At 37.0% G+C, this 22,265-nt stretch carries 21 protein-coding genes and 1 riboswitch; of the genes, 18 read left to right on the top strand and 3 right to left on the bottom strand.

Going from position 1 to position 22,265, the window contains the following annotated elements; all coding sequences use genetic code 11:
• The first annotated feature begins 42 nt into the window (after positions 1–42).
• Together arfA and melA are read left to right on the top strand one after the other, a co-directional pair.
• Positions 43–1,560 carry an arabinosylfuranosidase ArfA gene (arfA, locus tag ELD05_RS08630; protein ID WP_127352106.1) on the top strand — a complete coding sequence of 506 codons (1,518 nt, stop codon included), beginning with the start codon at positions 43–45 and terminating at the stop codon, positions 1,558–1,560.
• Between the two features lie 165 nt (positions 1,561–1,725).
• Positions 1,726–3,042, top strand: a complete 1,317-nt coding sequence (gene melA, locus ELD05_RS08625) for an alpha-glucosidase/alpha-galactosidase (RefSeq protein ID WP_127352105.1) — start codon at positions 1,726–1,728, stop codon at positions 3,040–3,042.
• 92 nt (positions 3,043–3,134) lie between these two features.
• On the opposite strand, the gene ELD05_RS08620 is transcribed toward melA, so the two are convergent.
• Positions 3,135–3,617, bottom strand: coding sequence for a GNAT family N-acetyltransferase (locus ELD05_RS08620; RefSeq protein ID WP_011917090.1), 483 nt, complete (start codon positions 3,615–3,617; stop codon positions 3,135–3,137).
• A 157-nt stretch (positions 3,618–3,774) separates the two neighbouring features.
• Here ELD05_RS08620 and ruvC point away from each other — a divergent pair, with 157 nt between their 5' ends.
• The 16 genes from ruvC (at position 3,775) to purB (ending at position 16,956) form a co-directional block, all read left to right on the top strand.
• Positions 3,775–4,275 carry a crossover junction endodeoxyribonuclease RuvC gene (gene ruvC / locus ELD05_RS08615; protein ID WP_011917091.1) on the top strand — a complete coding sequence of 167 codons (501 nt, stop codon included), beginning with the start codon at positions 3,775–3,777 and terminating at the stop codon, positions 4,273–4,275.
• Positions 4,272–4,865 (top strand): Holliday junction branch migration protein RuvA, encoded by a 594-nt coding sequence (gene ruvA, locus ELD05_RS08610; protein ID WP_011917092.1) that lies wholly within the window; start codon positions 4,272–4,274, stop codon positions 4,863–4,865. The genes ruvC and ruvA overlap by 4 nt, the downstream gene beginning before the upstream one ends.
• A gap of 32 nt (positions 4,866–4,897) precedes the next feature.
• Complete coding sequence (ruvB, locus tag ELD05_RS08605) at positions 4,898–5,914, top strand: Holliday junction branch migration DNA helicase RuvB (RefSeq protein ID WP_127352104.1); 1,017 nt, start codon at positions 4,898–4,900, stop codon at positions 5,912–5,914.
• Positions 5,911–6,447 (top strand): epoxyqueuosine reductase QueH, encoded by a 537-nt coding sequence (locus tag ELD05_RS08600; protein WP_011917094.1) that lies wholly within the window; start codon positions 5,911–5,913, stop codon positions 6,445–6,447. Before ruvB ends, ELD05_RS08600 begins: the two co-directional genes overlap by 4 nt.
• Positions 6,448–6,615: 168 nt before the next feature.
• Positions 6,616–6,927 carry a 50S ribosomal protein L21 gene (rplU, locus tag ELD05_RS08595; protein ID WP_011917095.1) on the top strand — a complete coding sequence of 104 codons (312 nt, stop codon included), beginning with the start codon at positions 6,616–6,618 and terminating at the stop codon, positions 6,925–6,927.
• Positions 6,928–6,946: 19 nt separating this feature from the next.
• Complete coding sequence (locus ELD05_RS08590) at positions 6,947–7,288, top strand: ribosomal-processing cysteine protease Prp (RefSeq protein WP_011917096.1); 342 nt, start codon at positions 6,947–6,949, stop codon at positions 7,286–7,288.
• A complete protein-coding gene (gene rpmA / locus ELD05_RS08585) occupies positions 7,272–7,571 on the top strand; it encodes a 50S ribosomal protein L27 (RefSeq protein ID WP_011917097.1) in 300 nt (99 codons plus the stop codon). Before ELD05_RS08590 ends, rpmA begins: the two co-directional genes overlap by 17 nt.
• 104 nt (positions 7,572–7,675) lie before the next feature.
• Positions 7,676–8,959, top strand: coding sequence for a GTPase ObgE (gene obgE, locus ELD05_RS08580; RefSeq protein WP_041722822.1), 1,284 nt, complete (start codon positions 7,676–7,678; stop codon positions 8,957–8,959).
• Positions 8,960–9,017: 58 nt separating this feature from the next.
• A complete protein-coding gene (locus tag ELD05_RS08575) occupies positions 9,018–9,254 on the top strand; it encodes a hypothetical protein (protein ID WP_241243444.1) in 237 nt (78 codons plus the stop codon).
• A 111-nt stretch (positions 9,255–9,365) separates the two neighbouring features.
• Entirely contained in the window at positions 9,366–9,653 is a 288-nt protein-coding gene (gene yhbY / locus ELD05_RS08570; protein ID WP_127352103.1) for a ribosome assembly RNA-binding protein YhbY, read from the top strand.
• A gap of 72 nt (positions 9,654–9,725) precedes the next feature.
• Positions 9,726–9,846: riboswitch (SAM riboswitch) on the top strand.
• Positions 9,847–9,957: 111 nt separating this feature from the next.
• Positions 9,958–11,235, top strand: a complete 1,278-nt coding sequence (locus tag ELD05_RS08565; protein WP_127352102.1) for an O-acetylhomoserine aminocarboxypropyltransferase/cysteine synthase family protein — start codon at positions 9,958–9,960, stop codon at positions 11,233–11,235.
• Between the two features lie 128 nt (positions 11,236–11,363).
• Positions 11,364–12,509, top strand: a complete 1,146-nt coding sequence (gene metX / locus ELD05_RS08560) for a homoserine O-acetyltransferase MetX (protein WP_127352101.1) — start codon at positions 11,364–11,366, stop codon at positions 12,507–12,509.
• A complete protein-coding gene (locus tag ELD05_RS08555) occupies positions 12,506–13,228 on the top strand; it encodes an MBL fold metallo-hydrolase (protein ID WP_127352100.1) in 723 nt (240 codons plus the stop codon). Before metX ends, ELD05_RS08555 begins: the two co-directional genes overlap by 4 nt.
• Positions 13,229–13,260: 32 nt before the next feature.
• Entirely contained in the window at positions 13,261–14,151 is an 891-nt protein-coding gene (locus ELD05_RS08550) for a dipeptidase (protein ID WP_127352099.1), read from the top strand.
• A gap of 129 nt (positions 14,152–14,280) precedes the next feature.
• Positions 14,281–15,474 (top strand): pyridoxal phosphate-dependent aminotransferase, encoded by a 1,194-nt coding sequence (locus tag ELD05_RS08545; protein WP_127352098.1) that lies wholly within the window; start codon positions 14,281–14,283, stop codon positions 15,472–15,474.
• A gap of 51 nt (positions 15,475–15,525) precedes the next feature.
• Complete coding sequence (purB, locus tag ELD05_RS08540; protein WP_127352097.1) at positions 15,526–16,956, top strand: adenylosuccinate lyase; 1,431 nt, start codon at positions 15,526–15,528, stop codon at positions 16,954–16,956.
• 53 nt (positions 16,957–17,009) lie between these two features.
• On the opposite strand, the gene ELD05_RS08535 is transcribed toward purB, so the two are convergent.
• Positions 17,010–18,734 carry a methyl-accepting chemotaxis protein gene (locus tag ELD05_RS08535; RefSeq protein ID WP_241243442.1) on the bottom strand — a complete coding sequence of 575 codons (1,725 nt, stop codon included), beginning with the start codon at positions 18,732–18,734 and terminating at the stop codon, positions 17,010–17,012.
• Positions 18,735–18,826: 92 nt separating this feature from the next.
• A complete protein-coding gene (gene rgy, locus ELD05_RS08530; RefSeq protein WP_127352095.1) occupies positions 18,827–22,192 on the bottom strand; it encodes a reverse gyrase in 3,366 nt (1,121 codons plus the stop codon).
• Between the last annotated feature and the right edge of the window lie 73 nt (positions 22,193–22,265).

The following is a 22,265-nucleotide window of genomic DNA, read 5'->3' as shown; positions in this document are numbered from 1 at the left end:
TTTTAAAATCATTACTAACTTTAAGGGAGGATGAAAAGAAACATGAAAAAAGCAAAAGTCATCTACGATAAGGAGTTCGTAATCGGGCAAGTAGACAAGAGAATCTACGGTTCATTTTTGGAACACATGGGAAGAGCAATATACACAGGAATCTATGAACCAGACCATCCGCAGGCTGATGAAATGGGGTTTAGAAAGGATGTTTTAGAACTTGTTCGGCAGCTGAATGTTCCTATTGTAAGATATCCGGGCGGCAATTTTGTGTCGGGGTATAACTGGGAAGACGGTATTGGTCCAAAAGAAAAAAGACCGAGAAGACTTGAGCTTGCGTGGAGAGCCATCGAGACAAATGAGGTTGGTGTAAACGAATTTGTTGAATGGGCAAAAAGAGCAAACACCTCTGTTATGATGACAGTAAATCTTGGTACACGTGGAATTGATGCAGCAAGAAACTTAGTTGAGTATTGCAACTTCCCAGGCGGCACATACTACAGTGATTTGAGACGTCAGCATGGTTATCAGCAGCCGCACAACATAAAAGTATGGTGTCTTGGTAACGAGATGGATGGTGACTGGCAGATAGGTCATAAAACTGCATATGAGTATGGAAGGCTTGCAAGAGAAGCTGCAAAAGTTATGAAATGGGTAGACCCAAGTATTGAGCTTGTTGCAGCTGGAAGCTCGGGGCCCAAAATGCCAACATTTCCTGAGTGGGAAGCAATTGTTTTGGACCACACATATGACCTTGTAGATTATGTTTCTCTACATGTGTACTATGGAAATCCTGAAAAGGACACAAAGAACTTTGTTGCAAAATCGCTTGAGATGGAAGAGTTTATCAAAACAGTTATATCAACAATTGACTATGTAAAGGCTAAAAAGAGAAGCAAAAAGGTTGTCAATATCTCATTTGACGAATGGAATGTATGGTACCATGCTCATCTTGAGGGGAAAGACGAAAAAGCCCAGCCTTGGGCACAAGTTCGTGCTATTGCTGAAGAAGATTATGTGTTCGAAGATGCAATTTTGGTGGGATGCATGCTGATTGCACTTTTGAAACACTGTGATAGAGTCAAGATGGCGTGCATGGCACAGCTTGTAAATGTAATTGCTCCAATTACCACTGTAAAAGGTGGAATTGCTTACAGACAGGTAATATACTATCCTTTCATGCATGCTGCAAACTATGGGCATGGAGTTGCACTACTTCCCAAGGTAAATTCTCCTAAATATGACTCAAAAGACTTTACTGATGTTCCATACATTGAAACAGTTGCAACATACAATGAGGAGAAGAATGAAATAACAGTCTTTGCAGTCAACAGAGATTTAGAAGAGGAGATGCAAGTTGAATTTAAGCTTGATGGTTTTGAAGACTTTGAGGTTGTGGAGCACATTGTATATGAAAGTGATGATATTTACAAAGGGAACACTCAAGATAAGCCTGACAATGTTGTGCCCCACAAAGGTGGAAATTCAAAGATAGAAGGTAATGTTTTAACATCCATATTGCCCAAATTCTCATGGAATGTTATCAGATTGAAGAAGAGGGAAAATTAACTGTTTCGCTTAAGGAGGCAAGACAGCTTCTTAAAGAGTATAAAATTTAAGAAGCTGTCTTATTTGTTTTATAAAATTCTGATAGAACTTTCAAAATTATAAGAATTTAAATACAGCGGCCGAAAGGTTAAAATAAAAGATATATTCATGGAAGGAGATGAGAGTATGCTCAAAATAGCTATCATAGGTGCAGGAAGTGGAGTTTTCACAAGGAACTTGGTAAGAGACATTTTGTCGTATCCAGAGCTAAGAGACTCTACAATAGCGCTTATGGACATTGACAGTGTAAGGCTTGAATTTATGAGAAGAGCTTTACAAAAGCTCATTGAACAGGAAAAGTATCCTACTAAACTTGAAGCTACAACTGATAGAAAAGAGGCTTTAAAAGGTGCAAAATATGTTATTGTCACAATACAGGTTGGAGGTTTAAAACCTTTCGAGTATGACATTTACATTCCTCTAAAATATGGTGTAAAACAGGCAGTTGGTGATACAATAGGTCCAGGTGGAGTTTTCAGGGCTTTGCGAACAATACCGGTTTTGCTTGACATTGCAAAGGACATGGAAGAGCTGTGTCCTGACGCACTTTTGCTCAATTATGTAAATCCAATGGCAATGAATTGCTGGGCGTTAAATAAGGCTACGAATATAAAAAATGTAGGGCTTTGTCACAGTGTTCAAGGAACTGCTGAATTTTTAGCAAAGATTATTGGGGCAAAAATGGAAGAAATTTCTTATCTGTGTGCAGGTATAAACCACATGGCATGGTTTTTAAAATTTGAGTGGAAAGGAAAAGATGCATATCCTCTTATAAGAGAAAAAGCAAATGACCCAGAAATCTATACACAGGATGTTACAAAATTCGAGATACTAAAACATTTTGGATATTATGTTTCAGAGTCAAGTTTTCACATGTCTGAATATGTTCCCTATTTTAGAAAGAGCGACAATTGGATAAATAAAATCCATAGAACCCATTCATGGCACAAAGAACATTACAATGGTATGTATTTGCATTGCTGCTTAGATGCTGCGAAAACTTTGCTTGAAGACCTGAAGAAAATGGCAGAGGCAGACTACATCGACCCGAAAAGAAGTAACGAATACTGTGCAACTATCATCCATTCCATAGAGACAAATACTCCAAGTGTGATAAATGGTAATGTTGAAAACAAGGATGTGATAACAAATTTGCCTGAAGGATGCTGTGTTGAAGTGCCATGCTTGGTTGACAAAAATGGTATTCAGCCAACTTATGTTGGAGATCTTCCTCCACAGCTTGCAGCTTTGAACAGAACAAATATAAATGTTCAAGAGCTAACTGTTCTTGCTGCTTTGACAGGTGATAGGGAAGCAGTTTATCATGCAATTATGATGGACCCTCTCACAAGTGCAGTTTTGGACTTAGGAACAATACGCCAGATGGTAGACGAGATGTTTGAAGCTGAAAAAGAATGGCTGCCAGAAAAGTTTTATAGGTAATTTTGATTAACAATAGAAATTAAAAGGCCCAAAGGGGCTTTGCACATAAGAAGTTAAAAATTTCCACGTTATAATGAACTGTGCAAAGCCCTTTAATTTTCTTCATCATACTCTTTACACAGAAGTGCTCTGATGTACCCATTTTCATTTGATGTTGATACAATATAAAAACCCCTTGCATAGTAGAATCGAACCAGATCTCTTACCTTAGATGCAGTGTGAAGATAAACCTTTTTGACCCCAAGCTCTTTGAGTCTCTCATCAACAACTTTCATAAGTGCCTTGCCAACGCCATTGTTTTGATAGTTGAGCCTTACACCAAAACGGCTAATATATGCTGTTTTGTCAGGAAAGATTTCAACCCTGATTGTGCCCACAATTATTCCGTCCATAAAAGCAACATAAACCTCTTTGGTATCAATATCCCTTTTTATATCCTCTTCAGTCTCATTCACAGCCGCATTTTTGGCAGGGTCAATACCTGCAAGCTCACAATACTTTGTAAACGCCTCTTTTGTTATTTCTTTTATAGCCTTTACATCATCATAAGTTGCTCTTCGAACAACAAATTCCATTATTCTTTCCTCCTTCAGTGCATAATTATAAGTTAAAAAGAATAAAAATGCAAGCATATATTTTGTGGATAAAAAAATTAAATTGTGCTAAAATGAATAAAGAATCAATGTTTGTAGGGGTAAAAATTCGAAATATAAAGAAAGGATTTGAGAGGAGTTGCGAGTGCTTGGTATTGACCCCGGGATTGCGCTGACTGGTTATGGAATTATAGAGTCTAAAAATGGCTCAGAGTTTAAAGTAATCGACTATGGCAGAATAGAAACTTCGAGCAGTCTCAAAAAGTCGATGAGACTTTTACATCTTTATACTGAGCTTTGTAGCATAATTTCGCTGTACCAGCCTGACGTTGTTGCAATTGAAGAACTTTTTTTCAGTAAAAACTCCAAAACTGCTATCACAATTGGTGAGGCAAGAGGTGTGATTATTCTCACATGTATTCAGAATAACCTAAGTATTTACGAATACACCCCATTGCAGGTCAAACAATCCATAACTGGATATGGTAGAGCAGATAAAACTCAAATACAAAAAATGGTAAAAAGTCTACTTGGTCTTTCTGAAATTCCCAAGCCAGATGATGTTGCAGATGCTTTGGCTGTTGCGATGTGTCATATACTGTCAAGCTCTTCGGTACTTTATCAGGAGGATGAAGTATGATAGATTCTATTGTGGGAACCATCCAAGAGGTATTTAATAATTATGTTATCCTCAATTACAATAACATATACATAAAAATATTTTGTAATAGCACAAAATTCTCTGAATTTTTAGGCAAAGAAAAGAGAGTGTATGTTAGCCTAAAGTTTAACGAAAATTTATCAGAGCTTGAATGTTACGGTTTTTTGACAAGGGAAGAAAGAGAACTTTTTTTAAAGCTTCAGAAGGTAACCGGTGTTGGCAGCAAATTAGCTCTTCAGATTCTTTCATCAATAGATTATCAGCAGCTTATTGTGGAAATTGCAAAGGGAAATGTGGCAAGACTTGAGAAGGTAAAAGGAATTGGAAAAAAAACTGCAAGCAGGATAATTCTTGAACTTAAAGAGACACTCAAGAAAGAGTTCAAAGTAGCTTCTACTTCAGGTACAGAAGAAAAAACTTATGAAAAGCTTGAGGAAATATCTTTAGCACTTTTATCCTTGGGATATGAGATAGATGAAATCAACCAGGTTCTTTCATCCGAAGATTTTTCTGAACTTTCTTTGGAAGATGGAATAAAACTTGCTTTGAAAAAGTTATCAAAGATTTGAGAAAAAACAAATTCAAAGAGGAATGAAATAAAATGGAGAGATTACTGGATAATAAATTTTCTATTGAGGATGTTCATGAGGAGTCACTGCGACCAAAGACACTTGAAGATTATATAGGCCAGCAAAAAGTGAAAGAAAAAATAAAAATCTTTATTGAAGCTGCCAAAAAAAGAAAAGAACCTCTTGACCATGTACTCTTATATGGTCCACCTGGTCTTGGAAAAACAACATTGGCAAACATCATTGCAAATGAAATGGGAGTTGATATAAAAGTAACATCTGGCCCTGCAATAGAGAGAGCAGGCGACCTTGTTGCCATTCTTACAAATATTGGTGAAAATAATATTTTGTTTATTGATGAAATTCATAGACTAAACAGAACAATCGAAGAGGTTTTATATCCTGCAATGGAAGACAAAAAGGTTGATATTGTGATTGGTAAAGGTCCGTCCGCAAAGACTATAAGATTGACTTTGCCACCTTTTACACTCATTGGAGCAACAACAAGGGCAGGTCTTTTATCATCACCGCTGAGAGACAGGTTTGGAATAATAGAAAGGCTTGACTACTACACAGTTGAAGAGCTAAGCCAGATTGTTATGAGGTCTGCCAGCATTTTAAAGTGCGATATAGAAAAAGAAGCATGCATAGAGATTGCAAAGCGCTCAAGAGGAACTCCAAGAGTTGCAAACAGACTACTTAGAAGACTTAGAGATTATGCTATGGTAAAGCACACAGGAAGTATAACATATGAGGTTGCAAAGAATGGGCTTGAGATGTTTGAGGTGGACGAATATGGACTTGACCTTGTTGACAGGAATATTTTGGAAGCAATAGTTTACAAGTTTGGCGGAGGACCTGTTGGACTTTCTACAATTGCAGCTGCCATTGGAGAAGATGAAGGGACAATTGAAGATATCTATGAACCTTATTTGATTCAGGAAGGTTTTTTAGTAAAGACTGCGCGAGGAAGAGTTGCCACTCAAAAAGCTATAAATCACATTGCAAAGATAAAGTTTAATGTCAAAGAAAGTGGTGATAAAAGATGAGGTTACTTATGCACACATGCTGTGGTCCTTGTAGTGTGTACCCTTTGGAAAAGCTAAGTGAAGAAGGGCATGAAGTTTTTGGGCTTTTTTTCAATCCAAACATTCATCCTTATACAGAGTTTAAAAACAGATTAGATTCAGCAAAGATTTTTTATGACCTGCGCGGTAAAAAACTTATTGTGATAGATGAGTACCCTTTGGAAGAGTTTTTACGAAACTGTGCTTTTAGAGAAAATGCAAGGTGTATTTATTGTTATTCTGTGAGGTTAGAAAGAACTGCCTTGGTTGCCAAAAAAAGTGGGTTTGATGCCTTTACAACCTCTCTTTTGGTAAGTCCTTATCAAAAGCATGAGCTTATAAAAGAACTTGGAGAAGCCATTTCAAAAAAGTACGAGATTGAGTTTTATTATAGAGATTTCAGGGAAGGATTTAGAGAAGGAAGGCAAAAAGCAAGAGAGATGGGACTTTATATGCAAAAGTATTGCGGCTGTATTTACAGTGAAAAAGAGAGGTTTTACAAGGAAACGAAATGATAAAGATGTAAAGGGTTTTGAGGAAAATTTGCTATTGTAATGGACAATATTCAATGCTATAATATTGAATGTTGTTTTATGAGCGCTCGCAAAGGGTAAAATGCTCCCGTAGCGGCGTGCAGGCAGAATTTGAAAAATTTCTTAAAAGCAGGAGGTATGGAAAAGAGGATGTATGCAATAATTGAAACAGGTGGAAAGCAATATAAGGTGCAGGAAGGCGACGTTTTAAAGGTTGAAAAATTAAAAGCTGATGTTGACTCTGTGGTAAAGATTGATAAGGTGTTGGCAATTTCGTCTGACGATGGGTTTGTTGTTGGAAAGCCATATGTAGATGGCGCATATGTTGAAGCAAAGGTTTTAGAACATGCAAAGGATAAGAAAATCATAGTATTTACTTACAAATCAAAAACAGGTTACCACAGAAAACTTGGACATCGCCAGTGGTATACAAAGATTCAGATAACAAAAATAGCAAAGTAAGTAGGTTAAATTGTCAACCATGATTGAAGCTACTTTTTTAAAATCACAAAAGAAAGGGTATTATAAAATAGTTGTCAAAGGGCACAGCCATTTTGCTCCGAAAGGTAAAGATATTGTTTGCAGTGCAGTCTCTTCAATAGTACTTGCAAATGTAAATGGCTGTATTGAGATATTGAAAGCTGAGCATTCGTTAGAACAAAAAGAAGGCTATTTAGAATTTGAAGTGCTAAATAACAATGAAGAAGTAACAAAGGGCTGTTCGCTTCTTCTTCAAACAGCATATTTAGCGTTAAAAGAGTTAGAATCTCAGTATCCAAAATATGTTAAAGTGGAGGTGAAAGAGGATGAAGTTAATATTTGACATTCAGCTGTTTGCACACAAGAAAGCTGGTGGTTCAACAAGAAACGGAAGAGACAGCGAGTCAAAAAGACTTGGTGTTAAAAGGTCAGACGGTCAGTTTGTTTTGGCAGGAAACATCTTGGTAAGACAGAGGGGAACTAAATTCCACCCAGGCAAGAATGTCGGTCGTGGTGGAGATGACACACTTTTTGCTTTAGTTACAGGGTATGTAAAGTTTGAAAACAAGAGAGGAAGAAAAGTTGTGTCTGTTATTCCAGCTGAAGAGATGGTTGCTGCTCAATAAAAATCTATTATGGTTTAACGCTTTTCAAAAAGAGGCAAACTGACAAAAGAGGTTTGTCTCTTTTTTTGTATCTTTTAGTTGTTCTTAAAAGAGGTGAGATATTCATGTTTGTGGACATTGCAAAGATTTATGTCAAAGCAGGGGATGGCGGAGATGGTATAGTTGCGTTCAGGCGGGAGAAGTACGTTCCAGCAGGAGGTCCTGCAGGAGGAGATGGTGGAAAAGGCGGAGATGTGATATTTGTTGCTGATAGGGAGCTGAACACCCTGCTTGATTTTAAATACAAAAGACATTACAAGGCACAAAATGGTGAGCGTGGCGGACCTAACAATATGCATGGCAAAGACGGCGAAGATTTGATAATAAAGGTTCCTGTTGGAACTGTAATAAAAGATGCTGAAACTGGTGAGATAATTGCTGACCTGTCGAGAGAAGGCGACAGAGCAATTGTTGCCCACGGTGGTAGAGGTGGCAGAGGAAATGCCCATTTTGCAACAGCCACAAGGCAAGTTCCAAGGTTTGCTGAGGTTGGGGAGAAAGGGGACGAGCTTTGGGTAATTTTGGAGCTAAAAGTCTTAGCAGATGTTGGACTGATTGGCTATCCAAACGTTGGTAAGTCAACATTCTTGTCTGTTGCAACAAACGCAAGACCTGAGATAGCAAACTATCCATTTACAACAAAGTATCCCAACCTTGGGATTGTATATATTAGCGAGGGTGAAAGCTTTGTCTTAGCAGACATACCAGGGCTTATTGAAGGGGCAAGTGAAGGAGCAGGTCTTGGGCATCAATTTTTGCGACATGTTGAAAGGACAAAGGTTTTGATTCATATTGTTGATGTGTCGGGAAGTGAAGGAAGAGAGCCTGTTGAGGATTTTATAAAAATCAATGAGGAGCTAAAAAAATACAGCCCTGAACTTGCCCAAAAGCCTCAAATTGTCGCAGCAAACAAGATGGACCTTCCTGATGCTCAGGCGTATTTTGAACTTTTCAAAGAAGAGATTGAAAAGATGGGGTATGAAGTGTATCCCATCTCTGCTGCAACTGGCATGGGGATAAGAGAGGTTTTAAAAAGAGCTTATGAACTTTTGAAACAGCAAAAGGCAGCTGAAAATATCGAAGAGGATGCAAAGCCACGGACGTTTGTATACTACAAGAAAAAGGATGTAAAACCGCTTACTGTCAGAAAAGAAAACGGTGTATATGTTGTAGAAGGAACAGTTGTAGAGAAGGTAGCAAGAAACATAGTTTTAAATGACCATGACTCATTCAGGTATTTTCAAAATTTCTTAAACAAGCTTGGGGTCTTTGACAAGCTAAGAGAGATGGGAATCCAGGATGGCGACATTGTGAGGATACTTGATGTTGAGTTTGAATATTATGAATAAGTTTTAGATTTATCATAAAAATGGATATAGACAAAACAGTAAAAATGGGTTAAAATAATTGACAAGCAAAAAGAAATTCTTAAAAGGTTTGGAGGTCATCTTTTCTGATATGGAGTGCATCAATTGTGGGAACTGCAAGGTAGGTAATACCACATATTTTTGTTTTAAGGAAAACGGGTTTGTGGTGGATGTATCAAAACAAAAGGTGGTTGAGAAGGTAAGAAGCGGTTGGAAAAAGGGGGATCCGGAGTACGAGAAGCAGCGGCGCAGGTCTCGAAAAGAGGTAGAGGTCTAAAAATAAAAAACGCCGGCAGAAAGGCAAAATCCTTTCTGCCGTTTTAGTTTATAAATAGCGAAAAAGAAGTATTTTATCAAAAATTAAATTCAAAAAGAGGTGAAAAATATCTTGTTAACATCCAAACAAAGAGCAAAATTAAGGGGCATGGCAAACACAATGGATGCAATTATTCGAATTGGAAAGGAAGGGATTACAGAAAGAGTGCTCAAACAAATAGATGAAGCACTCTCTGCAAGAGAGCTTATAAAAATTGCCCTTGAGAAGAACTGTGAGATAGAGCCGAAAGAAGCGATAGCTTATATATGCGAAAAACTAAACGCAGAGCCTGTGCAGGTGATAGGAAGGAAGATTGTAATTTACAGAATGTCTGAAGAAAATCCAAGAATTCAGATTTAAAAAGTAGAGTATTGACCAATGTATTTTTAAATGGTATAATCAAAGCAACAAAATTGAATATTAGAAAATTACTTCTTATCAAGAGTGGTGGAGGGACTGGCCCAATGAAGCCCGGCAACCGGAAAAAGGCTTATTTCCTTTTTCTTGGTGCCAATTCCAGCAGGTATTTTTTAAAATACCTGGCAGATAAGAAGTAAGAAGATTTTGAAAAAAGTCTTCTTGTAGCTTATCTGCAGGAAGACTATTTTTTTATCTTTTTTGAAAACCAAGATATTATAAAATTAACGAAAGGGGAAAAGAGAAGATGGAAGAAAGAAAATACGGTTTTGATACTCTTCAACTTCATGCAGGGCAGTTTGTTGACAGAGAGACAAAATCAAGAGCTGTTCCAATTTACCAGACAACCTCTTACATTTTCGATACACCTGAAGAGGCAGCAGACCTGTTTGCACTCAAAAAAGCAGGAAATATCTATACAAGAATAGGAAATCCGACAACAGATGTTTTAGAAAAAAGAATTGCAGCACTGGATGGTGGGGTTGGAGCTGTTGCAACATCCTCAGGGCAAGCTGCTATCACTTATGCAATTTTAAACATTGCAAGAAGCGGAGACGAAGTTGTCGCTGCTTCAACCTTGTACGGCGGAACATATACACTATTTGCTCACACATTAAGAAAACTTGGTATCGCCGTAAAATTTGTCAATCCTGACTATCCAGAAGAATTTGAAGCAGCAATTACAGATAAGACAAAGGCTATATTTGTCGAGACGCTTGGCAACCCTAATATAAACATTCCTGATTTTGGAGCTATAGCAGAGATTGCTCACAAGCATGGAATTCCTTTTATTGTGGACAACACATTTGCAACACCTTATTTGTTCAGGCCAATTGAACACGGGGCGGACATTGTTGTGTATTCAATGACAAAGTTTTTGGGCGGACATGGGACATCAATTGCAGGGATTGTGGTTGACTCGGGGAGATTCGAGTGGAACGAGAAATTCCCAGATTTAATTCAGCCTGACCCAAGTTATCACGGTCTTGTTTATACAAAGGAGTTCGGAAATGCTGCATATATTGCAAAACTAAGACTTACACTTCTTAGAGACATTGGTGCTTGTATATCACCGTTTAATTCGTTCCTGATTTTACTTGGCGTTGAAACGCTTTCGCTCAGAATGCAAAAGCATGTTGACAACGCAATGAAATTAGCAGAGTTTTTGAACAATCATCCAAAAGTGGAGTGGGTAAACTATCCGGCCTTAGAGGGCAACAAATACTATGACCTTTACAAAAAATACCTACCAAAAGGTCCTGGTGCTATCTTTACATTTGGACCAAAAGGCGGCTATAGCGCAGCAAAGAAGATTATAAACAATGTAAAGCTCTTTTCACACCTTGCAAATGTTGGCGATGCAAAATCACTTATCATTCATCCTGCGTCAACCACTCATCAGCAGCTTACAGAAGAAGAGCAAAGGGCAGCTGGAGTTTTGCCAGAGATGATAAGATTGTCTGTTGGTATTGAAGATATTGATGATTTAATATATGATATTGAGAGTGCACTAAATAAAATTTAAAATAAAGAATATAATAAGACCTATCATCTGCTGCATGAAAGATTGCTCCAAGATAAAAAGTTAAAAATTGATGTAAGGGGCAATCTTTCATGCATTTTAAATAAGCTTCAATGTGGGGGTAAAAGAGATTGGAGAAATTTGAGTTTTGGGAAGAGGGCTACAAAAAGTTTGTAAAATTTGCACACAACAAGGACTTTGTATTAGAAAGTGGCAAGAAATTCGGACCCATTACAGTTGCTTATGAGACTTATGGAGAGATTAATAAAGAAAAGAACAACATTATTTTGATAACTCATGCCCTGACAGGCGATTCACACGTTGCGAAACACTCAGAAGATGATCCAAAACCCGGCTGGTGGGACAAGTTTGTCGGCCCCGGAAAGATGTTTGACACAAACAAGTATTTTATTATCTGTTCAAATGTTCTCGGTGGCTGTCAGGGGACAACAGGCCCTTCTTCTATTGACCCTGAAACAGGAAAGCCTTATGGTGCAAGGTTTCCTATTATAACTATCAAAGACATGGTCAATGTTCAAAGAAAACTTTTGGAAGCACTGAAAATAGAGCATATTTTATGCGTTGTTGGCGGTTCCATGGGTGGTATGCAAGCTTTAGAGTGGGCTGTGAGCTACCCGGATTTTATGGACGGTGTTATAAACATTGCATCGCCACTTAAGCTCAATGCGCAGTCAATTGCCTTCAATGAAGTTATGAGAAGGGCTATCATGGCAGACCCTAACTGGAACAATGGTGATTATTATGACAAGACAGGTCCTGCTCAAGGTCTTTCTATTGCAAGGATGCTCGGAATGATAACTTACCAGTCAGACAAACTAATGGATAGGAAGTTTAACCGAAGGATGAAAGACCCTGTTGAGAGCTTTTTTGAGTCTTTTAACACAGAATTTGAGGTGGAAAGTTATCTACACTATCAAGGAATGAAACTTGTTCAGAGATTTGATGCAAATACATATTTATATCTTACACGTGCAATGGACCTATACGACCTTGGAAGGACATATGGGAGTGAGGATGAGGCACTAAGGAGGATTAAGGCAAAGTTTTTGCTCATAGCCATAACCTCTGATATCCTCTTCCCAATCAGCCAGATGAGATATATGAGAGATAGGCTCCAAGAAGCAGGTGTTGATTTGATTTACAAAGAGATTGAATCGGATTATGGACATGACTCTTTTTTGGTAGAAGAAGAAAAGTACAGGGATATAATTACTGAGTTTTTGGAATTACTATATAACAAGGAGATGATAAAATGATTTTGACAATCTTGGGTGCAAGAGGTCCATACCCTACTAAAAATGAGGCTACATCTGGTTATCTACTAAAAACAGAGAGCGCAAACATTCTAATTGACTGTGGAAGTGGTGTTTTGTCAAAGCTTTTAAACTATATCACCTATGATGATATTTCGTTTATAATATGCTCACATCTTCACGCTGACCACACAAGTGATTTAGGGGTTTTGAGGTACTACTTTGCGTCCCGTGGCAAAGAGATAGACCTTTTTATTCCATCTGAGCCACAAGAGGAATATAACTTAATTAGAAAAGGTGTTTACAAGGTAAAAAATATTGAAGAAAACTTGCAAACCCAAATAGGGAGTATTAAACTTTCCTTTTTTGAAGGTCAGCACCCATATAAGAGTTTTGCTGTTAGGATTGAAGAGGAAGGGAAAGCCTTTGTGTTCTCTGGTGATACAGGATACAAAGAGGATTTTGCAGCGTTTTGCAGCGGTGCAGATTTGCTCTTGCTAAACTGTGCATATACAGATGAGGAAGTTGAAAAGATTGAGGAATCAAAGAGGTACCATATGAGTCCAAAACAGGCAGCAAAAGTGGCAAAAGAAGCTGGAGCCAAGCTTTTAGTCTTGACACACCTAAAGCCAGAGTGTGATGAGCAAAAGCATTTAGCATCTGCAAAAGAGATTTTTGATAATGTAGTTCTTGCAACAAAGGAGGAAATAATAGAATTTTAATAGAGCCCCAGAAGCTAATAGGAGCTGCAGCAGTGTTTGCTGATGCCCACAATGACACATTAACAGCAGCGTTTTTCAAAAATGAAGGACTTTATGAAAATTTATTGCAGTTTGACTTTAAAAGAGCAAAACAAGTTGATTTAAAACTTCAGTACATGGCAATATGGCAGGATACAAGGCGCAAAGATATCGATTTTATGGAGAACATCTTTACAATTCTGGATTTGCTAAATAAATATGATGTAAACAATGTTGGTATCTCAAAAATTATTGATGAGAATAAACTAAATATTTTGGTAATTGTTGAAGACATTTCATTTATCAATGATATTTTTGATGTTGAAATATTGAAAGAAAAAGGTGTAAAAGGTGCTACGCTTTCGTGGAATCACAAAAACAAGCTTTGTGGCGGAGCTTATGAAGATGAAGCTCTAAGCAGTTTTGGAAAAGAAATTTTAAAAAGACTTTTGGAGATGAACTTTATTGTTGACCTTGCCCATGCGTCACAGAGAACATTTTATGATGTTGTAAAGATTATTAATAGTCCGTTTATTGTAAGCCATTCAAACTGTTATGCGTTGTGCAAACACCCACGAAATCTCACGGATGATCAGATAAAGATTGTAGGAAGTTTTAATGGTTTGATTGGGATAAGCTTTTATTCGCCTTTTTTAAGTGAAAGTTCTGCAAAGCTTGAAGACATTGCAAAACATATAGCACATATCTCACAGTTAATTGGCCATAAACATGTGTGTTTAGGTTCTGACTTTGACGGAGCAGACCAATTTGCAGATGGTATAAATGGGGTCGAGGATTTGCCAAAAATAAAAGAGGTGCTCAGTAGATTTGGATTTACCGATGAAGAGATTTTTGATATCCTTTACAATAACCTTTTTAGCTTTACTTACGAATTTCTAAAATGAAATTTTTTTATTTAAAACTTGCGTTTTTACAATCTTAAATCCTATTTTTTCGTAACATTGATATTGAAAAATGCATATAAATATGATATAGTATTGCAAAAACAAGTTGAAAGGGCGAAGGGAGAAAGGATGAAGTATTCACAAAGAGCGCTAAGTATTTCAGCGTCACCAACCTTAGCAATAGACGCTTTAGCAAAAAAATTAAAAGAATCTGGTGAAAATGTAATTGGTTTTGGTGCGGGTGAGCCTGATTTTGACACACCTGAAAACATAAAATATGCAGCAATTGCTGCCATTGTTAAAGGATACACAAAGTACACACCGGTTGCGGGGATTGCCTGTTTAAAAGAGGCGGTTGCAAAGTATTATAATGAAAATTATGGAATTTCTTATTCTGCAGATGAAATAGTCATTTCAAATGGTGCAAAGCACTCTCTGATGAATGTTTTTTTTGCTCTCTTGAATGAAGGTGATGAGGTACTTCTTCCATCTCCATATTGGGTTACATATCCAGAGCTTATAAAACTTGCAGGTGGCAAGGTTGTAGTTGTACCGACACAAAAAGAGTCGAATTACAAGGTAAGTGGCAGAGATTTACAAAAGTATATCACATCTAAGACAAAAACCCTTGTTTTAAATTCTCCGTCAAATCCAACTGGTATGGTCTATACATATGAAGAGCTGAAAGAGATTGTTGAACTTTGTATACAGAATGAAATATTCATTATTTCGGATGAGATTTATGACAAACTTATATATGATGGACAAAAGCACATATCACCAGCCTCTTTTGGTAATAAGGCAAAAGATCTGACCGTGATAGTAAATGGTGTTTCAAAGTCTTATGCAATGACAGGCTGGAGAATTGGGTATACTCTCTCAAACAAGGATTTAGCAAAGATTATAACAAACCTTCAGAGCCACACAACCTCAAACCCCAATTCAATTGCCCAGTATGCTGCATATGAGGCTCTGAGCGGTCCTCAAGAAAGTCTTAAGAAGATGGTAGAAGAGTTTGCAAAAAGAAGAGATTTGATATATGAGCTTGTAAATGAGATTGAGGGTTTAAGTAGCGTAAAACCCCAAGGCGCATTTTATATTTGGGTCGACTTGTCAGGCGTTATTGGGAAAAGTTTTGACGGGAAAGTTATAGACAGTGCAAATACCTTTGCAAAGCTTCTTTTAGAAAATGAAAAAGTTGCAGTTGTTCCAAGCGAAGGCTTTGGTATGGAAAATCATATGAGACTTTCGTATGCTACATCTGTGCAGAATATCAAAGAGGGCTTGGCTAGGATAAAGAGGTTTGTTGAAAAGCTCAAATAAAGGTATAATTAGAAATAGAAAATACAGAGAGAATAGGGGAAGTGAGAAAAGTTGCACCAAACTTATGAGACACCGCTTAATTCACGTTATGCAAGCGATGAGATGAAAAGACTTTTTTCTGATGACACAAAGTTTAAGCTTTGGCGCAAGCTTTGGATTGCTTTGGCAGAAGCACAAAAAGAACTGGGGCTTGATATCTCTGATCAACAGATAGAAGAGATGAAAAAGTATGCCGATAACATAAACTATGATGTGGCAAGACAAAAGGAAAAAGAACTTCGTCATGATGTAATGGCACATATTCATGCATTTGGCGAGCAGGCAAAAAAGGCAAGACCAATTATTCACCTTGGCGCAACAAGCTGCTTTGTGACAGACAATGCGGATATCATCATAATGTATGAGGCAATGAAGCTTATTAGAAAAAAGCTTGTCAGTTGCATAAAGGTGTTGTCTGAATTTGCTTTAAAGTACAAAGACATGCCCACTTTGGGTTTTACACACTTTCAGCCTGCTCAGCTAACAACAGTTGGTAAAAGGGCAATGCTGTGGGTCCAGGACTTGGTGATGGACCTACAGTTTTTAGAGTATGTGATGGATCACACTTACTTAAGAGGTGTGAAAGGGACAACTGGTACACAAGCAAGTTTCATGGCTCTTTTTGATGGTGATGAAGAAAAGGTTAAGAAGCTTGACCAGCTTGTTTGTCAAAAGATGGGATTTAAAAAGAGTTTTCCTCTTACATCCCAGACATATCCAAGGAAATTTGATTATTTAGTTTTATCAATGCTTGCATCAATTGCACAAAGCGCTTATAAGTTTGCAAATGATATAAGGCTTTTACAGCATTTAAAAGAAATAGAAGAGCCATTTGAAAAAACACAGGTTGGGTCATCGGCAATGGCATATAAAAGAAATCCTATGAGATGTGAGAGAATCTGTGCCTTGGCAAGGTATGTAATGGTTAACATTCAAAATCCACTGTTTACAGCTTCTGTCCAGTGGCTGGAAAGGACTTTGGACGACTCTGCAAACAGGCGAATTGCAATCCCTGAGGCGTTTTTAGCAACCGATGCTATTTTGAATCTTTATCACAACGTTGCAAGCGGTCTTGTTGTGTATGAGAATATGATAAAAAGGCATATTGAACAAGAACTTCCATTTATGGCAACAGAGAATATACTCATGGAAGCAGTAAAACGTGGCGGTGATAGGCAGGATTTGCATGAAAAGATTAGAAGGTATTCTATGCAAGCTGCTCAAAATGTCAAAGAATTTGGAAAGGAAAACAACCTGATTGAACTTATTTCAAACGATCCAAGCTTTGGGCTTTCAAAAGAAGAAATTGAAGCTATTTTAGACCCTAAAAAGTTTGTAGGAAGAGCACCATCTCAGGTAAAAGAATACTATGAGGAATATGTAAAACCAATATTGCAAAAGTACAAGGATGACCTTGATTTTGAGTCCCAAGTAGAGATTTAAAAATGGGAGTTTAAAGGGGCTGGGAATAATATTTTTCCAGCCCCTAATTAGTGTTATACCTTGAACACTTCAACCTTTTTCATCATATCCTCAGCTAAGCTTTCTAATCTTTTCATTGTACTTGCAATTGTCTGGGCAGTTGCAGTTTGCTCTTCTGTTGATGCAGCTGTCTGCTCGGTTGCTGCAGCAGTCTCCTGAGCAATACTTGCAATATTGGAGATTTCAGTTGATATAGATAAGATATCTTGTGTTGATGCTTGAATACTTTGGTTTATTTCTTCAAATATTTCTGTGAGCTTTTTGGTAAGTTCTATAATCTGACTATAAGCTTGTTTTGTGTCGTTTGTGATCTCATCTTGTTTTTTGAGAGCATCTTCAAAACTGCTAAAACCTGCTGTAAGGTTTTCTACATTTGCTTGGATGTTTTTGAGAAGATTACCTATCTGTTTTGCTGAACTTGATGTCTGGTCAGAAAGTTTTCTAATCTCGTTTGCAACAACCATGAATCCTTTTCCTGCCTCACCTGCTCTTGAGGCTTCAATTGATGCATTTAGAGCCAAGAGATTTATCTCTTTTGAAAGGTTGCTTATAAAAGATGTTATCTGGACAATCTCTGTGCTCATAGAAGAAAACTGATTCATCAAACTTTCAACCTTTTGCCAAATCTCTTTGACGTTTTTCATATTTTCTTCCTGGGAGTTAATAAGTAAGTTTCCTTCATTAATTGTGTTGAACACTGTCTGCGCATAGGAGTAAGACTCTTTCATTTTTTCAGAGATATCTTCAATAACCTCTGAAAGTTTGTTTAATCTTTGGCTTGATTGTTCAATAGAATTTGCCTGTTCAGTACTTCCTTTTGCAACATCAGAAATTGCTAAAGCTATTTGCTCAGAGACATTTGCAATCTCATTTGAAGCAGATGTGAGCTCCTTTGCAGCTTCAAATACAGATAAAGAGACCTGTTTTATCTGTGATATCATATCTTTCATGTTTTGGCTCATGTTGCTGAAAGTTCTTGCAACCTTGCCAATTTCATCATTATAGCTTGTATTTAAGCCTTTATTTGAAGAAAGGTCAAATTTTGATAAAGACTCAGCAAATTCTTCAACTTGTTTTAGTCTTCGGCTGATCGAAATTGTTATTAGAAATATTATCAAAAAGCATATTAAAAGCACAAAAAGTGTTATCATTCTCAGGCTGTTTTTTATATTATTCTCATATGCAACTAAATCGTCTATGTAAACGCCTGTCCCTAAAACCCAGCCCCATGGTTTAAATAATACAACATAAGACATTTTTGGAAAATTATTGTTTGAATTAGGCTTCGTCCATTGATATTTTACAAAACCTTCTCCTTTTTTCTTTACAACATCTACCATAGCTACAAATAACTTAAACCCTGTTGGATCTTTGTAGTCAGATAAATCTTGACCTTCTAACTCTTGGTTGAATGGGTGCATTATCATCTTTGGTTGTAAATCATTTATCCAGATGTAATCATTGCTGTTGTATCTAAGACCGCGGATAATTTCTTTTGCTGTCTGCTGGGCTTGAGATTCACTAAGTTTCCCGGATTTTTGGAGAGCATATTGGCTTTCACATATTGAAATTGCAACTTGGACGATGTTTTTGAGCTTACTTTCGACTTGTGACTCAATTGTTTTTGTAACAGAAGGAATAAGATAAATTTCAAAAATTAATATAAAAGCTAAAAAGACGAAGGCAAAAAGCAAAATGAGCTTTGTTCTGAGTTTTATGTTTTTTACCAAAAAAGCCACCCCGCTTTTCCAAAATATAGTTTTTGTTTTATTCTACCATAATTTTTATCACTTTAAAATAGGCTTCAAACAAAAAATTCAGAGAAAGTACTTTAGCTTTGTATAATTTTAGTAAGCTCTTCATATAAGCTACTTAACACATTTTGATAATCCTTTTCACCCATTTCAACGACTTCCATAAGTCTTTCAAGATCTCTTGTTGTCTCTTCGTTTATATAATCTTGGTAGTGTTGTGCAAGGTAAGAATACACTTTTCTTCCAAGTGCAGTTGAACGAATCCTTCTATATTGATCTTCGAATACATATCCTCTTTTGAAAAGGGTCTCAACCATTTTAGCATATGTGGATGGTCTTCCTATATTCTTTTGTTTCATCTCATCAATGAGCATTGCTTGGGTGAATAGAGGGGTTGTGTGCTTCTTGTAGCTTTTCTTTTCTGTTATTTGGTATTCTCCACTTTCAAATTTTGAAAAAATCTGAATTGGACTGAACAAGAGCCACCCCTCTTCTATCACCCCAATGGGCATTTCTTTTTCTATTTCTTGTTTGTCAAACCTGAAAATTAGTTTTTGATATTTTATAAGAGGGTTTTTCATCTGGCTTGTGAAAAATCTATTGAATATAAGTTCGTATACTTTAATGTGATTAGCTGTCAAACCCTGAGCAAGCCTTTCGCTTGACAGCTCTTTTAACTCCAAAGGTGAAATTGGCTTAACAGGTCTTATTGCCTCGTGCGCGCCCTCAGACCCGAAACTTCGGCCAACAAACAAATCTTTTTTGCCTATCTTTTCTAAATATAATCTCGCGACATTTTGACCTGTGAGTGATATTCTATTTGAATCAGTTCTGTGATAGGTTATAAACCCATGCTCAAATAAAAACTGTAAAATCTCCATGATTTCCTGCACGCTAAGGTTTAATTTTTGTGATGCAAAAGACAAAAGTGTGGGTGTATTAAATGGCAAAATGGTCTCAAGCTCTTTTTCATTTTCTTCTACTACCTCTACCAATACCTTGTTGCCATCTATTTTGCCTTCTGCCTCAAATCCAAATCCATTTTCAAATCGCACAAAGGTAAATTCTTTTTGACTTTTTGCATATTCCTTTTCCCTTTCTATAATCCAGCCAAGGATGGTAGATTGAACTCTTCCTGCAGATAAATTATAGCTTTGAAAATTTTTCTGGAGCTTTGAACTCAGTTCAAAACCAACCCACCTGTCTTCAATTCTGCGTACAATCTGAGATTTTACAAGATTTGCATTAAAATCACGCTGGTTTTTTATAGCACTTTCAAAACCAAATTTTGTTATTTCGTGCATTTCAATTCGTCTTAAGTTCTGGTTGACAGGTTTTAAATACTGAGATATATCCCATGAAATCTTTTCACCCTCAACATCTGGGTCTGTTGCAACCAAAACCTCGTCTACTTCAGCTGCTATCTCGCGAAGTACCTTTAATATCTCCTTTTTATCATCAATCTTATCAGAGCCGCATTTGGGACACGAAGAGTACTCATCAGTAAACTGTGTGCCACAGCTTGTACAGCGTTTGATAGAGTTATAGTATGGGATAAAGTTGCCATTTGATATTTCTACTCCATGGAGGCCTGTTTTTGTATCAAGGTCATAAACATGTCCTTTTGAGGCAGTGATGAGCAAAATTCCATCTGGAGTCACTGATTCGTATACAGAGAGCCTTCCATACCTTCTTGTGGAGGCTTTTTCCAAAAATTTTGAGATTGTCTCAGCTTTTGTGGGTGATTCCACAATCATAAGCCTTGACTTTAAATCTGAAGACCGCTCGTTTATTAAAGTTTCATTTCTGCTCATTTCAACCTCTTTAATCAAATCTTCAAAACATACCTCATTTTCGGTTTTCCACTCTTCATCAAGCAAAAACATGAGTCTTGACCTAAGACTCTCAAAAAGTAGATTATCATCTTCAAATAGGATTGAAACTCCTTTTGTTAAAGAACTACCCAGCATTCGTGATGTTCTACCAGAGCCTTGGATATATGTGAAAACATCAGGAAAGAATATTTGACCCTCATCTGAGATTTTCAAGTTTGGGAAGGACTTTTTAACAAAAGCAACCCACCTATCTTGAGGAATATATTTTTTTACTACCTCTCTTAACCTTTCGACTTGATATCTATCTATGTTTTTAAAGAAGCTTTTTAGCTTGGGATGTTCTTCAAGATAGTCAGAAAACACTCTCTCTAAGACAAACCGGGGCGCCTTTTCAATATCTGTTGAGAACCTAAACGAGGGTGTTCCCCAAAATATTGAATACTTTATTCTCAAAGGTAGGTCTATGCCTCTTACAAGCTTTCCATAGTATGAGTATATACCACATAGGATTTTGAGCTTTCCCTCTCTAAATTGCTCAAAACTTTTTTCGAAATCTTCCCACGTTTTACCAACAGGTATTCCTTTATTTTCTAAAAAGTTTGTCACGTCTTTGCCTTCTTCTTCATTTTCCACAAATAACAGGATTCCATCATTGAGAATTCTGATTGTCTCAAGCAGCTTTTCTTTTGACTTTTCAGCAATTCTTATATTTGTAATATTTCTTATACTGAATGTAAATCTACCTATTTCGAATCCAAGCAACTCTCTAAACAAAAGAGGTTTTAGTCCTTGTGGCTTTGCAGTGGCAGAAGATACAATGAGAATACCTTTCGATGAAGTAGAAGGTGTGCCGTTTAGTTTTTGATCAGAATACTTAGTGCCTTTTTTGAGGTTTTCAAAAGTCTTATCAATTGTCTTTTGGTCAATACCAATCATCTGTAAAAGAGTGTCAATGTTTTTTGAAGATTTCAAAATAGCATCAACATCATCTACAAACACTAATGAAAATACCTTCTTTGCAAGGTCGTCCTTTCGCTTTGATATAAATTGCGATGAGACAATTAGGATGTCAAATTCGCCATTTTCAAAGCTTTTTTCAAACTCATCCTTTTCAGTTTTTTTCATTGATGACTTATATGACAAAATTTTAACATTTTCTTTTGGCTCTTTATTAGCAAATTCAAGGAGTCTCTGATGCGCTTGTTCAACAAGTGATACAGTAGGGAAGATTAAAGCTACCTTCTTGCCAGCTTTTGCCATCCACAGTGTTGCAACAAGTCCAAATGTTGTCTTACCAAGGCCTGTGGGAGCAATTAATGTGAAGCTTTTTGAAAGTAAAAGCCGCCTTGCCCAGAGCCGCTGATATCCTGTCATTGGCTTTCCAACCTTTGACACAAAAAAGTCTTCAAACTCTTTATATTCATTTTGAAAATTCCAAAAGTAGGCATAATCTTTGAGGCTATTGTATTGTTTTAAACTTTCAAGGATATTCATGCCATTTTCAAAGGGTAGACACTTTTCACATGGAAGTCCTTTTTGGTTTCTTGTATCTGAATTGATACCACCACAGTTTATGCATGAATGATAGTACTTTGCCCCTGTTGCCAAGCAAAACTCCCCCTTATTCTTTTTTGAGGGCTTTTAGCTTTTCTAATTTTCAAATATACTAAGGGTTTTGGAA

Origin of the sequence: Caldicellulosiruptor changbaiensis (assembly GCF_003999255.1) — a bacterium.
In the GTDB taxonomy this organism is placed as follows: domain Bacteria; phylum Bacillota; class Thermoanaerobacteria; order Caldicellulosiruptorales; family Caldicellulosiruptoraceae; genus Caldicellulosiruptor; species Caldicellulosiruptor changbaiensis.
Note: the sequence above shows the minus strand (reverse complement) of the source record. Positions and strands in the feature narration are given on the sequence as shown.

Bases quoted from the DNA above. Each gene is read 5' to 3' on its own strand.
- arfA (WP_127352106.1), top strand. From the start codon at position 43: ATGAAAAAAGCAAAAGTCATCTACGATAAGGAGTTCGTAATCGGGCAA.
- melA (WP_127352105.1), top strand. From the start codon at position 1,726: ATGCTCAAAATAGCTATCATAGGTGCAGGAAGTGGAGTTTTCACAAGG.
- ELD05_RS08620 (WP_011917090.1), bottom strand. From the start codon at position 3,617: ATGGAATTTGTTGTTCGAAGAGCAACTTATGATGATGTAAAGGCTATA.
- ruvA (WP_011917092.1), top strand. From the start codon at position 4,272: ATGATAGATTCTATTGTGGGAACCATCCAAGAGGTATTTAATAATTAT.
- ruvB (WP_127352104.1), top strand. From the start codon at position 4,898: ATGGAGAGATTACTGGATAATAAATTTTCTATTGAGGATGTTCATGAG.
- ELD05_RS08600 (WP_011917094.1), top strand. From the start codon at position 5,911: ATGAGGTTACTTATGCACACATGCTGTGGTCCTTGTAGTGTGTACCCT.
- rplU (WP_011917095.1), top strand. From the start codon at position 6,616: ATGTATGCAATAATTGAAACAGGTGGAAAGCAATATAAGGTGCAGGAA.
- ELD05_RS08590 (WP_011917096.1), top strand. From the start codon at position 6,947: ATGATTGAAGCTACTTTTTTAAAATCACAAAAGAAAGGGTATTATAAA.
- rpmA (WP_011917097.1), top strand. From the start codon at position 7,272: ATGAAGTTAATATTTGACATTCAGCTGTTTGCACACAAGAAAGCTGGT.
- obgE (WP_041722822.1), top strand. From the start codon at position 7,676: ATGTTTGTGGACATTGCAAAGATTTATGTCAAAGCAGGGGATGGCGGA.
- ELD05_RS08565 (WP_127352102.1), top strand. From the start codon at position 9,958: ATGGAAGAAAGAAAATACGGTTTTGATACTCTTCAACTTCATGCAGGG.
- ELD05_RS08555 (WP_127352100.1), top strand. From the start codon at position 12,506: ATGATTTTGACAATCTTGGGTGCAAGAGGTCCATACCCTACTAAAAAT.
- ELD05_RS08545 (WP_127352098.1), top strand. From the start codon at position 14,281: ATGAAGTATTCACAAAGAGCGCTAAGTATTTCAGCGTCACCAACCTTA.